This window comes from Oceanospirillum maris DSM 6286 (genome assembly GCF_000422865.1).
Classification (GTDB): domain Bacteria; phylum Pseudomonadota; class Gammaproteobacteria; order Pseudomonadales; family Halomonadaceae; genus Oceanospirillum; species Oceanospirillum maris.
Genome location: NZ_AUGW01000017.1, coordinates 31,799 through 47,293 on the forward strand (window position 1 = coordinate 31,799; position 15,495 = coordinate 47,293).

General features: G+C 46.4%; 10 protein-coding genes. 2 read left to right on the top strand and 8 right to left on the bottom strand.

The window, feature by feature from the left end; genetic code table 11:
* Positions 1-25: 25 nt before the first annotated feature.
* From alaS to recA, 3 genes are all read right to left on the bottom strand, one after another.
* On the bottom strand, positions 26-2,701 hold the full coding sequence (alaS, locus tag G517_RS0108085; RefSeq protein ID WP_028303985.1) for an alanine--tRNA ligase: 2,676 nt from the start codon (positions 2,699-2,701) through the stop codon (positions 26-28).
* 266 nt (positions 2,702-2,967) lie between these two features.
* The gene (locus G517_RS0108090; protein WP_036590883.1) at positions 2,968-3,450 is read right to left on the bottom strand and encodes a regulatory protein RecX; all 483 of its coding nucleotides are present in this window, start codon (positions 3,448-3,450) and stop codon (positions 2,968-2,970) included.
* Between the two features lie 150 nt (positions 3,451-3,600).
* Positions 3,601-4,692 (bottom strand): recombinase RecA, encoded by a 1,092-nt coding sequence (gene recA, locus G517_RS0108095; RefSeq protein WP_028303987.1) that lies wholly within the window; start codon positions 4,690-4,692, stop codon positions 3,601-3,603.
* Positions 4,693-4,870: 178 nt separating this feature from the next.
* On the opposite strand from recA, the gene G517_RS0108100 reads away from it, so the two are divergent.
* On the top strand, positions 4,871-6,835 hold the full coding sequence (locus G517_RS0108100; RefSeq protein WP_028303988.1) for a DNA topoisomerase III: 1,965 nt from the start codon (positions 4,871-4,873) through the stop codon (positions 6,833-6,835).
* On the opposite strand, the gene G517_RS0108105 is transcribed toward G517_RS0108100, so the two are convergent.
* Genes G517_RS0108105 through G517_RS0108115 form a run of 3 tightly spaced genes read right to left on the bottom strand, consistent with a single transcriptional unit; the run spans position 6,800 to position 9,451 of the window.
* Positions 6,800-7,303 carry a CinA family protein gene (locus tag G517_RS0108105; RefSeq protein ID WP_028303989.1) on the bottom strand — a complete coding sequence of 168 codons (504 nt, stop codon included), beginning with the start codon at positions 7,301-7,303 and terminating at the stop codon, positions 6,800-6,802. The two genes, G517_RS0108100 and G517_RS0108105, sit on opposite strands and share 36 nt — an antisense overlap.
* A gap of 50 nt (positions 7,304-7,353) precedes the next feature.
* Complete coding sequence (locus tag G517_RS0108110; RefSeq protein WP_028303990.1) at positions 7,354-8,856, bottom strand: methyl-accepting chemotaxis protein; 1,503 nt, start codon at positions 8,854-8,856, stop codon at positions 7,354-7,356.
* A 1-nt stretch (position 8,857) separates the two neighbouring features.
* The gene (locus tag G517_RS0108115; protein WP_028303991.1) at positions 8,858-9,451 is read right to left on the bottom strand and encodes an SCO family protein; all 594 of its coding nucleotides are present in this window, start codon (positions 9,449-9,451) and stop codon (positions 8,858-8,860) included.
* 471 nt (positions 9,452-9,922) lie between these two features.
* Between G517_RS0108115 and mutS the strand changes: the two genes are divergently transcribed.
* Positions 9,923-12,514 (top strand): DNA mismatch repair protein MutS, encoded by a 2,592-nt coding sequence (gene mutS, locus G517_RS0108120; RefSeq protein ID WP_036590885.1) that lies wholly within the window; start codon positions 9,923-9,925, stop codon positions 12,512-12,514.
* On the opposite strand, the gene G517_RS21215 is transcribed toward mutS, so the two are convergent.
* The gene (locus tag G517_RS21215; protein WP_051206228.1) at positions 12,507-14,405 is read right to left on the bottom strand and encodes a methyl-accepting chemotaxis protein; all 1,899 of its coding nucleotides are present in this window, start codon (positions 14,403-14,405) and stop codon (positions 12,507-12,509) included. The genes mutS and G517_RS21215 overlap by 8 nt on opposite strands.
* Before the next feature lie 390 nt (positions 14,406-14,795).
* Positions 14,796-15,494, bottom strand: coding sequence for an aminomethyltransferase family protein (locus G517_RS0108130; RefSeq protein ID WP_051206229.1), 699 nt, complete (start codon positions 15,492-15,494; stop codon positions 14,796-14,798).
* Position 15,495 lies beyond the last annotated feature (1 nt).

Genomic DNA, 15,495 nt, shown 5'->3' on the forward strand with positions numbered 1-15,495 from the left:
GGCTTGTTTTAGGTAGTAGCAGAGCCTATGCCAGCTTTGCTTCCACCCACGCCTGTACCGATTCCAGGGCTGCAGGTAATGCTTTAGGATCACTACCGCCCGCTTGAGCCATATCAGGACGACCACCACCTTTACCACCCACTTGGGTCGCAACGTGGTTAACCAGTTCACCGGCTTTAACTTGGCCCGTTAGCTCTTTGCTAACACCTGCAATCAGTGACACTTTTTCGCCTTGAACCGCTGCCAATACTAAGATGCAACGACCCAGTTTGTTTTTCAGCTGATCCATTAGATCACGTAGAGATTTGCCATCTGCGCCTTCAACATGGTGAGCCAGCAATTTCACATCACCCAATTCAATCGCCTGACCCGCTAAATCAGAACCTTTAGCATTGGCCAGCTTAGCCTTAAGTTGCTCCAGCTCTTTTTCCAGCAGTTTACTGCGATCCATCGAAGCGGCTAAACGTTCAACCAGTTGCTCAGGCTTCGTTTTTAGCTGAGCAGCGGCTTGGCTTAACTGTGCCTCACGGGCTTGGGTATAAGCCAGAGCTTCTGCCCCAGCAACCGCTTCTACACGACGTACGCCAGAGGCAATACCACCTTCAGAGGTAATACGGATAAAGCCGATATCACCCGTGCGCTTGGCGTGAATACCACCGCACAGCTCAATAGAGAAGCTATCACGGCCTTCAGAACCTGCGCCCATGCTTAATACACGAACTTCACCGGTGTATTTCTCACCAAACAGCGCCATTGCGCCTTTAGCTTTCGCCGCATCCAGATCCATGATTTCGGTTTGAACGACAGTATTAGCCTGAATTTGGGCATTAACAATGGCTTCAGCTTCGGCCAATTGCTCAGCGGTAACCGGTTCAAAATGACTAAAGTCAAAACGGAAACGCTGACTGTCTACGAGTGAGCCTTTCTGTTGAACATGCTCACCTAAGACCTGACGTAAAGCCGCGTGCAATAAGTGCGTTGCCGAGTGATTACGAGCCGTGCGCTCACGCAGATCCGCTTCCACTTGAGCGGTGACGGTTTCACCTTTTTTCAGGCAACCTTCAGCAACAATACCGTGATGCACATGGGCACCGGAGGCTTTTTGAGTATCGCGCACATCAAAGCGATTTGCGCCTGCCGCCTTAGCCCCTGATATCTCAGTCCCTGATATCAAAGTACCGCAGTCACCAACCTGACCACCGGATTCAGCGTAGAATGGTGTCTGATCCAGTACGATCACGCCTTCTTCACCGGTGCTCAGCAGATCAACTTCCTGACCTTCACGGAACAGGGCAATAATCTTACCCTCTCCCTGGGTGGCTTCGTAACCGGTAAAACGGGTGTCCTGATCCACTTTAATTAGGCTGTTGTAGTCCAAGCCAAAGCTACTACCGGCACGGGCACGCTCACGCTGGGCTTCCATCGCCGCTTCAAAACCGGCCTCATCAACGTCCAGTTCACGCTCACGGGCGATATCCGCCGTAAGATCCATCGGGAAACCATAGGTATCGTACAGCTTGAAGACCACATCACCAGGAATAACCTTACCGTCCAGCTCCGCAAGATCTTGCTCCAGAATACGCAGCCCCTGTTCTAGGGTTTTAGCAAACTGCTCTTCTTCTGATGTCAGCAAGCGAACGATAGTGTCACGCTGGGTTTTCAGCTCAATGAAAGCCTCGCCCATTTCAGCCACTAAAGCATCGACAATCTTGTTAAAAAACAAGCCTTTCGCGCCCAGCTTGTTACCGTGACGGCAAGCACGGCGAATAATACGACGCAGCACATAACCACGGCCTTCGTTAGAAGGAATAACGCCATCGGCAATTAAGAAACTACAAGAACGGATATGATCAGCGATCACTTTCAACGACGGATTATCATCGTTAGCGCAACCCACCGCATCAGCAACCGCTTTTAGCAGGTTCTGAAATAGGTCGATCTCATAATTAGAGTGAACGTGCTGCATAACCGCACTGATACGCTCCAGACCCATACCGGTATCGACCGACGGTGCAGGCAGCGGGTGCATAACACCATCAGAGGTACGGTTGAACTGCATAAAGACCACGTTCCAAATTTCGATGAAACGATCGCCATCTTCTTCCGGTGTACCTGGCAAGCCGCCTTCAATATCGGCACCATGGTCGTAGAAAATTTCAGTGCAGGGACCACAGGGGCCGGTATCACCCATCGCCCAGAAATTATCTGAAGCGTACGGCGCGCCTTTATTATCACCAATGCGGATCATGTGCGCTTCTGGCACACCCACTTGCTTGGTCCAAATATCAAAGGCTTCATCATCCGTTGCATAAACGGTGACGTAGAGCTTTTCTTTTGGGATGCCCATATAAGCCGAAGAGGTTAAAAACTCCCAGGCAAAGTTGATTGCATCTTGTTTGAAATAGTCACCAAAGCTGAAGTTACCCAGCATTTCAAAGAATGTGTGGTGACGGGCGGTGTAACCGACGTTTTCAAGATCATTGTGCTTACCACCGGCGCGCACACACTTTTGAGAGGTGGTGGCACGGGTATAAGGACGTTTCTCTAAGCCGAGAAAGCAATCTTTGAACTGGTTCATCCCTGCGTTAGTAAATAACAGGGTTGGATCATCGGCGGGCACCAGTGAGCTACTGGATTCAATCTGATGGCCTTTTGACTTGAAGAAGTTCAAAAAAGCCTGGCGAATTTCTGCGCTTTTCATACAACTGGGTCCGTTGGCTAATACATGGTCTAAGGGCCTGTTCCTAGCAAGGAAGCGGGCAAGGAGGGAGAAATTATCCACCGACTATTATAATTATCCACCGACTATTATAAGAGTATAAATGTGGCTTATCTTTATCCCAAACAAAAGGCAAACATTATAAGACCTAACCACAGGAAAGGTAGTATTACTTTTTTGGGCGAAGCCAAACGGATAGATAACGACTGGATAATCACTGGACTGGATAACGGCTGGATAGAAAACCCTCACCCATCCGTTTCATGAAACCGCGCCTGCGCCCAACGAATATGATCACCGGAAAACCCCCGCTGATAAAGATGCCGTTGCTGTTTTTGTCGTACTTTGATCTCTTTGCTTGGCTGACGGAATTTTTTCTCTAATTGATTTAATGCCCGCTGATTCCATTCTGAGTCTTTTGGATCAAGATACGCTTCAACCAATAGGCTATCGATTTGGTATTGCTGAAGATATTGGCGAATATATTGAGGGCCGTAACCGCGCTCGGTTCTAGCTCGCACCAACATTTCAACATAGCGCTCATCACTTTGATAACCCAATGCCTGCAACCGTTGAATAACGCTATCCAACCATGCACTAGCCTGCTCATTCTCTCTATCCAGCTTTTGACTGAGCTTCTGACGCAGCTCCTTTTCGGCATAGTCTCGGCGGGAAAGGTATTCAATGGCCGAGTGAAAAAGCTCAGATTCTGTATCTACTATTTTTGCCATGCTTAAAGCCTTTACTCTTAAATTTTATATCGCTCTTTACACCTATCTCTATCTCGGCACCAGCCTCTGCACAGCAATAAAAAAGCCAGCTCCTTTTGGGAGCTGGCTTTTTCAATGATACAAGAATTCAGCACTTGAACACGTCAGTGTTTATTCTGCATCTTTTTCCGCTGCGGTATCTTTAGCAGCGTCTTTGCCTGCCTTAGACGATTTCTCGGAAGCTTTTTCCTTTGCGTCCGCTACTGGTGCTGGACTTAGTAACATCTCACGCAGTTTCGTATCAATTTCTTTCAGAATTTCAGGATTATCCAATAGGAATTGAGCGGCATTGGCTTTACCTTGACCAATTTTAGTACCGTTATAGCTGTACCAAGCACCGGCTTTATCCACCAGTTTATGCTGCACGCCCAAGTCGATAACTTCACCGGAGTGGAAGATGCCCTTGCCATACATAATCTGGAATTCTGCTTGCTTGAACGGCGGTGATACTTTGTTCTTAACAACCTTAACGCGAGTTTCGTTACCGATAATTTCATCACCCTGTTTCACAGAGCCAATACGGCGAATATCCAAACGTACAGAGGCGTAGAATTTTAGTGCGTTACCACCGGTTGTGGTTTCTGGATTACCAAACATAACGCCAATTTTCATACGAATCTGGTTAATAAAGATCACCAGACAGTTAGCGTTTTTGATATTGCCGGTAATCTTACGCAGGGCTTGGGACATCAAACGAGCTTGTAGACCCATATGGGAATCGCCCATTTCACCTTCAATTTCTGCCCGAGGAGTCAAAGCAGCAACAGAGTCAATAATGACCACATCTACGGCGTTAGAGCGTACCAACATATCGGTGATTTCGAGTGCTTGCTCACCAGTATCAGGCTGAGAAACCAACATATCATCAATATTGACGCCTAATTTCTCTGCATAGACGGGATCCAGTGCATGTTCAGCATCGACAAAAGCACAGGTTTTACCTTGCTTTTGTGCCTCGGCAATCACTTGCAGTGTCAGTGTGGTTTTACCTGAAGATTCAGGGCCGTAAATTTCAACAATACGGCCATAGGGTAAACCGCCAATACCTAAAGCAACATCTAGCCCCAGAGAACCGGTAGAAACAGCAGGCATTGCTTCACGGGGCTGCTCACCCATGCGCATTACCGCGCCTTTACCAAACTGACGTTCAATCTGGCCTAATGCAGCGGATAAAGCTTTCTGGCGATTTTCTTGATCAGACATGACACACCTTTTGATTGTGATCCTTAACTGCAAGATACTGTATATGAAAACAGTATAGGTGTACAGTATCCGCAGAATCTATCTAGAGCCTAAAAAGAGAGAGCCTGAAAAGAGTAAAAATCTCGTCAAGGCTATGCTAGAAATTATCAAGAATAAATCATAACGGTCTAATACGTCGATGAAACTTTATATTGCGGAAAAACCTAGTTTAGGTCGAGCCATCGCCGCTGTTTTACCTAAGCCCCACAAAAAGCATGAGGGTTATATCGAAGCCGCTAACGGTGATTGCGTTAGCTGGTGTATCGGCCATTTGCTAGAGCAAGCCGACCCTGAAACCTATGATGCCGCCTTAAAGAAGTGGCAGCTTAACACCTTGCCGATTATCCCTGACCAGTGGCAACTTAAACCTAAGCCTCAAACCCGCAAACAATTAACGGTATTGCGCCAACTGGTAAAAAAAGCGACGCAACTGGTTAATGCTGGAGACCCAGACCGTGAAGGTCAATTACTGGTCGATGAAGTTATCAGCTATCTGAAGCCCCCGATAAATAAAATCAAAAATGCTCAACGGGTACTGATCAGCGACTTAACACCGACAGCGGTTAGCAAAGCCTTAGCAGCCCCTAGAGCGAATCGAGAATTTATTCCTCTTGCAACATCGGCCCTAGCTCGCAGCCGTGCAGATTGGCTCTACGGTATTAATTTAACCCGAGCATTTACAGTTAAAGGTCAGCAGTCGGGTTATCAAGGCGTGTTATCCGTTGGCCGAGTACAAACTCCGGTACTAGGCTTAGTAGTGCGCCGAGATGAAGAGATCAGCCATTTTAAACCAAAGGATTTTTTCGAGGTCATCGCCCATATTCAACCTTCGCCTAATACCAGCGCGAATATTGACCCCAGCACGAATATTAACCCTAGCCCTGAAAACCAAGCACTGTTTACCTTCACCGCCAAGTGGCAACCTAGCGAAGCCTGCCAACCCCATCAAGATGAAGAAGGGCGCGTGCTCAACAGAAAGCTAGCGGAGCATGTTGTTCAGCGTATCCATCAACAGCCTGCAACCGTAACCTCGTTGGAAGAAAAGCAAAAAAGCGAAGCACCGCCCCTGCCGTTTAATCTATCCCAACTGCAGATCACCGCTAACAAAGCTTTTGGCTTATCAGCACAGCAGGTCTTAGACAACTGTCAAAGCCTATATGAGAAGCACAATCTGATCACCTACCCTCGGTCAGACAGCCGTCATCTACCTGCAGAACAATGGGGCGACCGGCATCAAGTGCTTGATGCGATGAAAAACAACCTTGGTAACGAACACCCTGCCACCTTTATCCCCCAAGCCAATACTGATCTAAAAAGCAAAGCATGGAACAGCGGTAAAGTCGATGCCCATCACGCCATCATTCCCACGGGGAAAAAGTCTGCTATAGGCCGCTTATCCTCGTCGGAACAGAAACTCTATCAGTTGATAGCTCAATATTATTTGGCGCAGTTTTTTCCGAGCTATCGCTATAAAGCTCAAACCGCAAAATTTGATATTAATGGTGGTTTATTTATTGCCAAGGCACGACAGAATCAGGAGCTAGGCTGGAAACCACTATTGAAGCAGCGACCAGAAGAACAGCATCTACCACCGATAAAACAGGGCGACACTTTTTATTGCCATCACGGTGAATTGCTCAGCAAACAAACCCAACCACCTAAGCATTTTAATGATGCGACTTTATTAGCGGCCATGACCGGTATTAGTCGCTATGTAAAAGACACTCGTATCCGAAAGATTCTCAAAGAAACCGATGGCCTAGGTACAGAAGCAACCCGAGCGGGCATCCTTGAATTACTGATTAAACGAGGCTTTATCAACCGTCAGGGCAAGCTTATTCTATCCACCGATTCCGGTCGCGCCCTGATAAAAAATCTACCAGAATCGACCACCCTACCGGATCGTACCGCCCAGCGGGAAAGTCAGCTAGACGCCATTAGCCAGAAAGCCCAGTGCTATTCTGATTTTATGCAGCCCATGGTAGAAGAACTGAAGCAGTTGGTTGAACAAGCAAAGCAGAGTCAAATGAGCGGACTTGCAGGACTAAAAGGCCAAGGCGGCTTTAAATCACGGAGCAAAAGAAGTCGGCGACAAAAAGCCTAATAAACCTTGCAAGGCGGCATCAATGGTCTGCTCTCGCACCGCGTCTCGGTCACCTTCAAACTGAAACCGCACAGCGTCCACCTGATCACCGGAGCCCCAAGCAACCCAAACCGTACCGACCGGCTTTTCAACGCTACCGCCACCGGGGCCTGCAACACCGCTAACAGCCACAGCATAAGAAGCCTCGCTATGGGCAATTGCTCCCTGAACCATCGTCTTAACCACGGGTTCACTAACGGCACCATGGCCCGCAATAACCACCTCAGGCACACCGAGCATACGATGCTTGGCCTGATTGGAATAGGTGACAAAGCCACTATCAAACCATAAGGAACTACCTGCTACCGCTGTAAGTGCCTGGGCGATTCCTCCGCCAGTGCAGGATTCAGCCGTTGCCATAACCGATTTCTTTTGCAGTAATTGTTCTGACAGCAGTTGAATGATCTGTGCGCGGTTCCCATTATCCATAACCATCTTAGCCTCTTAATTAACCCATCAATAGCATAGCAACGAGGTTATCAGGTTCGATAACCACTGATCAAAGTGTCTACCTGACAAATTTTCTCGTCAAGCAGCTCAGACATAGTGCGTGCTTTTTGCGCACCTTCAATCAGCCCTTGCCCTGCGTGAGCAACTGCTTGAACATTATTATGAATCTCAGAAGAGGCCGATGACTGCTCTTCACTGGCCGCGGCAATTTGCATATTCATCTGTTTCACATCAGTGATCGCCGCTTCGATATGCTTAATCTCTTCTCCTGCCGATTTGATCACATTCAATGTCTCTTGAGATCGAGCTTGCCCTTGCTCAATAGCATTTAAAACAAGGCCACTAATTTCAGTTAGTTGATCCGCAGTATTACGAATATCCAAAGTAAACTCTTGGGTACGTCTCGATAAAGTTCTTACCTCATCTGCAACTACAGCAAAGCCTCTACCGTGTTCACCAGCCCGAGCAGACTCAATAGCTGCATTCAACGCCAATAAATTGGTTTGATCTGAAATAGCACTAATGGAACCCGTGATATCTGAAATAGAAGTTACCTTAACGACCAGGTCGTTAACTTGAGCAATAGCACTTTGCAATGCTTGATCCGTTGTCTCTGTTTTACTAATAGATAAACGCACACTGGCGGAACCTTTAGCTGCCGCCTCAACGGCTTGGTTGGCAGAAACTGAAGCATGCTGGGCATTTTCAGCCACTTCATGGGTGCTTGCCGCCATCTGTTGAGTCGCATTAGCAGCAGAATCCATTTGTATTTGTTGCTCTGCAGAAATACGACGGGTGTACTCACTGACCTCTATTAACTCTTGAGAATTAGTATGCAAATGTCCCGATAAAGCCCGAACTTGCCCAACAAGCTCCGAGAACTGCTCCATCAGATGGTTAAAAGAAGCACCAGCAGCATTCCCCCCAGTAACACGACCTGAAATATCTTTTTCATTGCGGAACTGATCAACCAGTTCAATAACCTGAAATGCCTGATCCCGCTCCGCGCCCATCTGTTTGGCAAATACCACTAAGATACTAGATTCAAACACCACAAAAGCAGCATGTAAGAAGGTTACACTCCAACTGCAGCCATAGTTAAAGATCATTACCGGTGTATCGCCTAACTCGACACCAGAAAGCTGCAGTGCGGTCAGTAGTAAATGATGGGCCGCAATGACTCCGGCAGCGACAAGAACAGGTAACCAGTCACGATAAACAATCAATAACGCAAGCGCGCCAAAGATATGAAAGTGCATTTCAATACGCCCCATTTGAGCTTGAATCATGATCGCCGAGAAAAGCATGATACAGGCGGCAAATAATACCGAGCAGGCCCGAGTTCCTTTCAAAGAGGTATAACCAAGATAGGCTATACCACCGACTAAAAGCGACGCCACTAAAGCAAACCCCGTTGTGCCATAGCCGTAGGGGATCAAAAAACCCACTACAGGAATATGCAGCATCAACAACAGTAACATCTGCTTATCGACGGCCAGAAGCTGCTGTTTAGAATAGGAGTGTTGCGTCATTTCATTGATCCTTTCTATCAATATTATCGATTAAATGCGCAAGATCCTGCTCTACTCGGTCAAGATCTAGTGCTGGGGAGGTATAAATTAATTCAAGCTTTTTGTTGCCAGTAACAACATATAAAAAGCCACTATGATCAATTTCATAACCACCTTCTACAGGCCTCATGGCCGCCCCATCCGAAAAAATTTGCGCTAAATCTTGAGCTTTCTGACGGGTGTCTGGGCGCAAAGCAATAAAATTCTGCCCAAAACTAGCCATTGCTTTATTTAGTTTCTCTTTATCATCACGTTCTGGATCAAGAGTAATAAAAATAAAACGAACCGGTTCGCCTTCGAGACGATCGTGAAGTCTTTTTAAATTCATAAACTGCAGGGGGCAAACGGTACCGCATTGTAAGTAGCCAAAAAATACGATGGCTATTGCTGATTCATCTAAACGCAGCTCAGAAAACTTGGTTACATCTAGCTCTCTTTTTAAGCCGTAATACAGAGAGTTATTTAATAGCGACTGTAAAAATGGTAGTAAAGAAAAGAGTACTGCCACTAAAAAAAAGACAACAAACTTGCGCTTTAAAGCATTTAAAATAAACAAAAGAGGTCAAATCTCTAGAGGAAATATTAGTAGTAAATATCAGGGAGGCGAAATATATACAATCCGTAAAGACAAAACAATATTACAGTTATTTATTTTGCAACAAGACCGTTACTTATAAAAAGCCTCATAGCAAAAACACTTAAACTAAGATAAAAAATAAACGCACAAAAACACATACATACTACTGACCATATACCACCAACAAAAAGCACTCATACAAAATCCATATAAAATAAATGGATATAAATCATGCAATATTATTAACAACAAATAACTGGTAATATTTATTTAAAGCCACAAACAACCACTTTAAATCCATTTAAAATCAAACACATAGTAAGCAAATAAAACAATGAGATAATCAAAAGCAGCAAATCCCCCTTTTGTTGGCGGTATATTTTTTATGTTTTTCACCTGTATCCCTAGACCACATTTCAGTAAAATGGCCGGTTCGAATTCAGCAACCTTATGCCAACCAGGCAGATAGGAAATGCCGTGTCCAGCGAGAAGCATACCCCCATGATGGTGCAGTACTTTAGCATCAAAAAAGATCACCCCAATGAGCTTGTCTTTTACCGTATGGGGGATTTTTACGAGCTATTTTTCGAGGATGCAAAAAAAGCGGCCAACTTGCTGGATATTACGTTAACCGCCCGTGGAAAAACCGGCGGGCAGCCGATTCCAATGGCAGGTATTCCTTACCATGCAGCGGAAAACTATCTCGCACGGTTGGTACGTAACGGGCACTCTGTCGCCATCTGTGAGCAGGTGGGTGATCCTGCAACCAGTAAAGGGCCGGTTGAGCGTAAAGTAGTACGGGTTCTAACGCCGGGAACCGTGAGCGATGAAGCCCTTCTGGATGAACGCAAAGATAACCTTTTAGTGGCGCTAACCCGCCGCGGTGAACGGTTTGGCCTCTCAACACTGGATGTTTCTAGCGGTCGCTTTACCGTACAGGAGCTGACTAACGATGCGGCGCTATTGGCTGAAATTCAGCGCCTAAGCCCCGCTGAGCTACTGATTGATGAAGGGGAATTATTTGACTCAGCTATTAGCCAGCGCAAAGGCGTTCGACAGATATCACCCTGGCAATTTGACACCGAAAGCGCGACCACCCAGCTGTGTCGTCAATTTGAAACCCGTGATTTAGCAGGCTTTGGTTGCCAACAACTGGAAGTGGCGATTGGGGCAGCCGGTGCTTTGCTGGAGTACGTACGCGATACTCAACGTACTGGTTTACCCCATGTACGGGCGCTGCAAACAGAATCCAGCGATGAGTGTATTCAGATTGATGCGGCCAGCCGTCGTAATCTTGAAATTGATATCAATATCAGTGGAGGCACGGAAAACACTCTCGCATCGGTTATGGATAACACCGCTACAGCGATGGGTAGCCGTCAGCTTCGCCGCTGGTTAAACCGTCCTATTCGTTGTCGAGATCAGCTACATCTGCGTCAATCTTGTGTGCAGGCGATCCAGAACAGCTTTCAATGGCAGGGCATTTACGACCATCTCAAGGCGATTGGTGATATTGAGCGCATTCTAGCCCGAGTCGCCCTAAGAAGTGCCCGCCCCCGAGATCTGGCTCGCCTACGTGATGCCCTACAAGAACTGCCGGAATTTACAAATCTGCTGGCGGATATTAAAGAATCCGCACTGGATCACCTTCGCACAACGATTATTAACTTCCCGACCGAAGCCGACTTACTCCGCCGTGCCATCATTGATAACCCACCCGTTGTCATACGTGATGGCGGTGTCATAGCTGATGGTTTTGATGAAGAACTGGATGAGCTACGTCAGCTGAGTGAACATGCCGGTGATTTTCTGATCAAGCTAGAAGAACAGGAACGCGCCACAACCGGCTTATCAACCTTAAAAGTCGGTTACAACCGAGTTCATGGCTACTATATAGAAATCAGCCGAGCTCAGTCTGATCAAGCGCCAGCACACTATATTCGTCGTCAAACCTTGAAGAATGCAGAGCGCTTTATCACACCAGAACTCAAAGAGTTTGAAGATAAAGTTCTCAGCAGTAAGTCCCGTGCGTTAACCCGAGAAAAAGCATTATATGAACAGGTCATTGAGCAACTGAACGACAACCTAATGGGACTGCAGAATTTGGCAATATCTCTATCGGAACTGGATGCGCTTAACACCTTTGCGGAACGGGCTGAAACACTCGACTTCTCCCGCCCAACACTTATTCGAGATAGCGGCATTTTTATCGAAGGTGGCCGCCATCCTGTGGTCGAGCAAGTTTCTGATCAGCCTTTTGTGCCTAATGATTTAATCTTTTCTAACGACAGCCGGATGGCAGTTATTACCGGCCCGAATATGGGGGGTAAATCGACCTATATGCGGCAAATCGCCTTAATCGTACTGCTGGCTCATACCGGAAGCTATGTTCCTGCTAAGTCCGCCAAAATCGGCCCTATTGATCATATTTTCACCCGTATTGGTTCTTCAGATGACCTTGCCAGTGGCCGCTCGACCTTTATGGTTGAAATGACGGAAACAGCCAATATTCTGAATAATGCAACACCTTGCTCATTGGTTTTAATGGATGAAATTGGCCGAGGCACCAGCACCTTTGATGGCTTATCTCTCGCTTGGGCCTGCGCTGCACATTTGGCAAGACAGCTTAAAGCTTACACCCTATTTGCGACCCACTACTTTGAACTTACCGCGCTACCGGAGCAGTTTGACGGTGTTGTGAACCTGCACCTAAATGCGACCGAGCATAACGACAATATTATCTTTATGCACAAAGTACAGGAAGGCCCTGCCAGTCAAAGTTATGGTTTACAGGTCGCAAAATTAGCAGGGATTCCACCGAATGTGGTGGGTGAAGCAAAAGAAAAATTACTGCAACTGGAACAGCAAGACAGCCATTCACCGATATCACCTCAACGAGCTTACTCCCCCGTGCAGAACGATCTATTCTCTGTCGCGGAGCCAGACCCAGCCCTTGAAAGGCTAGAAGGAATTAGCCCTGATGATTTAACGCCTAAACAAGCCCTTGAACTGCTCTATGAACTAAAAGCTTTGATTAAATAGGGCGCTTATCCCTTAGGCTATCGACTATTTTAGGCGTGATTTTAAACTGAGCACAATGTTGGTCATAACGGACTTTAAGTTCAGGTTCTCCGATAAGGTTACCAAGTTCATCTTGGTAGCCCGCTTTTCCTTGTACTGGTTGCCCCTGCCAACGTTGTTCAACTTTATTACGTTCAGGCTGAGTGTTAAACCAGCGTATAAAGCGATTGGCCTGAGCCAATAATCGGTACCCTGAAGCAGAGCCTGATACCGCCATCGTGTAATAGAAAGGTTGCAGCTCAACATGTCCTGGGAGAATTTCTATCTTGTCATACCAAGGGCTACTGGAGCTTTTACACGCCCAATAATAGATCGGTAAATCAACACCAAAAGCATCAACCACCCCATCGGCTAAACAGTTATGAATTCGAGATTGATCTGAGTATGCAATCAAGTTACCCAACATAACCTTGCCGCCAAGTTTATTAGCATTAGCACTCCAGCGCAAGCCATTATCCTCCAATACCTGTAGGGCGGCAGGGTCATTAATAACACCTAATACTTTGCCTTCCAGATCCTGAATCGTTTTAATCCGATTATCACCTTTACGTCTTGCCAGCACCCAGTGTAAATAGATGTAAGCATCGGAATACGCCACATTGCCGTATTCCTCCGAAGGCGGCAAAGCGCTGATTACAATATCCGCAGGCGGAGCCCCAAAAGTTTTACCTGCGACCAACAGCTCCGTGCACATATCCCAAGGAGCTTCGATAAATTCACAGGTTACGCCAAGATAACGGGCGAAAGCTTGGGCATAATCAACATCTAAACCTTTTAAAGGTTCACCTAACCGTTCTCGAAAGGATAGGCCGACAAAGTTAGGCTCCAGCGCTACTCTTAAAGTCCCTCGCTGTAAAATATCATCTAACTGATCATGGCTAGGATCTGGTACTAAGTGTAGCTTTTGGCTTATTCGATCAAAGGCCGTCACGGCTTGATCAATCTGACCACTGATCAGATCAATTTTTTTGAGTCCCTCACTCATATCCTTAGCGACACTGCTAATATGTTGGCTTTTATTGTTGATTCGGTTCATCGCGCCGGAGCTTAGTTTTAACGTTTCAAAAATAACGCCGGTGTTATCCATGATAGCGCTGAGCTGCTGCTCTATAGACTGGAATAAAGTTGTTAACTGCCCCGTAGAACTTTGTATCGTATTCACAAGTTCGGAAAGCCTATCCATGTTACTGGTTCGGACATTGCTAAGCTCGGTATTTACGGCAGAAAAATCAAGCTGATCAGCGGCCTGTTGAGCTTGCTCCATAGTCACCGCTGCTAAACGACGGACTTCATCCGCAACAACCGCAAAACCACGCCCATGTTCTCCTGCTCTGGCGGCTTCTATTGAAGCATTCAAGGCTAGTAAATTAATTCCCTTGCCAATATCCTGAATACCATTGAGTACGGTTGTGACATTTTTAGACTTCTCATCCAAAGCGGTAGAGATCTGGCCTAGCGCCCCATTCAACGTATCATTGACCTGATTCACCTCTCGGTCCATCAGCTCCTGCATTGAGCCAACCGTTGTGTTGGAACTGTTAAGGTATTCTTTAGCATGATTTAGCTCATCATCCAGCTTATTAGCTCGATGACTCACCTCTGACAGAAAATTATCCTGGGCCTCCAAAGCCCTAAACATCTGCAAAGATAGTAAAGAGGTATGCTCACTAACCAACTGCACCGCTCGGTAAAAGCGTTTATTTTTTGGAGAGCTGAGCGCTTCATTAGTGCTAAGGTCGCCTTCTCGCAGGGCGCTTGATGCCGTATCTAAAGAAGAAGAGGAGGTCGTACTAGATATGGAAGTATCCTCTCGCGAGAAAGATTTAAATACAGATCCGAGCCTACTTTTCATTTTTATATCCTATAAACAGCATTCCAATCCCTGTCAGCAAGTAACAAGGGCTATTACTTAGGACAACGCAATAGCTATGCCAGACTTATCCTCTGTCTTAATAATGTGGCTAAAATAACAAAGTCACAGCCTAAAACGTCAAGCTCAAATATCCATGCCAAAAAAGCGCATACAAATATGTCACTCGATGCACTAAAAATGAGCACAACCTAAGCCATTCTTGTATTTCTAATCTGAGGTAAAAATAGGAATAACAGTGGGGAAATATAGAAATAGCAGAGGGAAATAATAGCTTGAGTTAACAGAATGAAGCGGCTCGCCTTTACATCGAGCCGCCTTATTATCAGTACTGTCGTTATCGATACTGTTGATGAGATAACTTAAACAAGATCAGATCAGACATGCCGTACCACATAGCCCACCTTGATACTCGGTGAGCGCATCCAGCAATATTCCAAGCATGTATTCGCCAGCAGTAGCATCACTTAGCAGCATAAAACACGGCACACCCTCTACCTGGTGACGAACAACAATACAGCTTGTTCTGGCTACCGACGTTTGAGCAATATGGCCCACAGGAAAAGCGTCTTCACGCAAGTTTACAGCACACAGTTTAGCCATAACGTTTGCGATATGTTCTCCGGTCAAGACAAAGCAGGCGTGGCTGTCTTCACAGAAAAGGGGATAACAGCTCGCTGGCGTTTGCGTATGCTGACGCGGTAATTCCATTACCGAGCGACCAAGGTCTTTTAAGCTACCCAGCACCCAAAATTCGGTAAGGCTCAAGCGTAGCACAAGCTCACCGTCTGGGCTTATAGCAGCTCGATTCGGCTTATTAGGCACGGCAATACCTTGAGAGGAAAGAAATGATTCAACCCCTTTCCCTCGGTAGCCAACTCGCGGCAATAAACTTAGATCAATTAATCCGGCGGATTTGACTCGCGAATCATCGTTAGCATCAACCACCTGAATCATACGTCCACCCATTGCTGAATGGGTGAAATCTAAGCCAGAAACCGTGCGGTAGTGGCAGCTCCGTACTGGTTCTAAATCGGATGAAACGTATTGTGACTGTCTTAGTGATTCCATA

Coding starts and splice junctions, on each gene's coding strand:
- alaS (WP_028303985.1), bottom strand. CDS start 2,701: ATGAAAAGCGCAGAAATTCGCCAGGCTTTTTTGAACTTCTTCAAGTCA.
- G517_RS0108090 (WP_036590883.1), bottom strand. CDS start 3,450: ATGGCAAAAATAGTAGATACAGAATCTGAGCTTTTTCACTCGGCCATT.
- recA (WP_028303987.1), bottom strand. CDS start 4,692: ATGTCTGATCAAGAAAATCGCCAGAAAGCTTTATCCGCTGCATTAGGC.
- G517_RS0108100 (WP_028303988.1), top strand. CDS start 4,871: ATGAAACTTTATATTGCGGAAAAACCTAGTTTAGGTCGAGCCATCGCC.
- G517_RS0108105 (WP_028303989.1), bottom strand. CDS start 7,303: ATGGATAATGGGAACCGCGCACAGATCATTCAACTGCTGTCAGAACAA.
- G517_RS0108110 (WP_028303990.1), bottom strand. CDS start 8,856: ATGACGCAACACTCCTATTCTAAACAGCAGCTTCTGGCCGTCGATAAG.
- mutS (WP_036590885.1), top strand. CDS start 9,923: ATGCCAACCAGGCAGATAGGAAATGCCGTGTCCAGCGAGAAGCATACC.
- G517_RS21215 (WP_051206228.1), bottom strand. CDS start 14,405: ATGAAAAGTAGGCTCGGATCTGTATTTAAATCTTTCTCGCGAGAGGAT.
- G517_RS0108130 (WP_051206229.1), bottom strand. CDS start 15,494: ATGGAATCACTAAGACAGTCACAATACGTTTCATCCGATTTAGAACCA.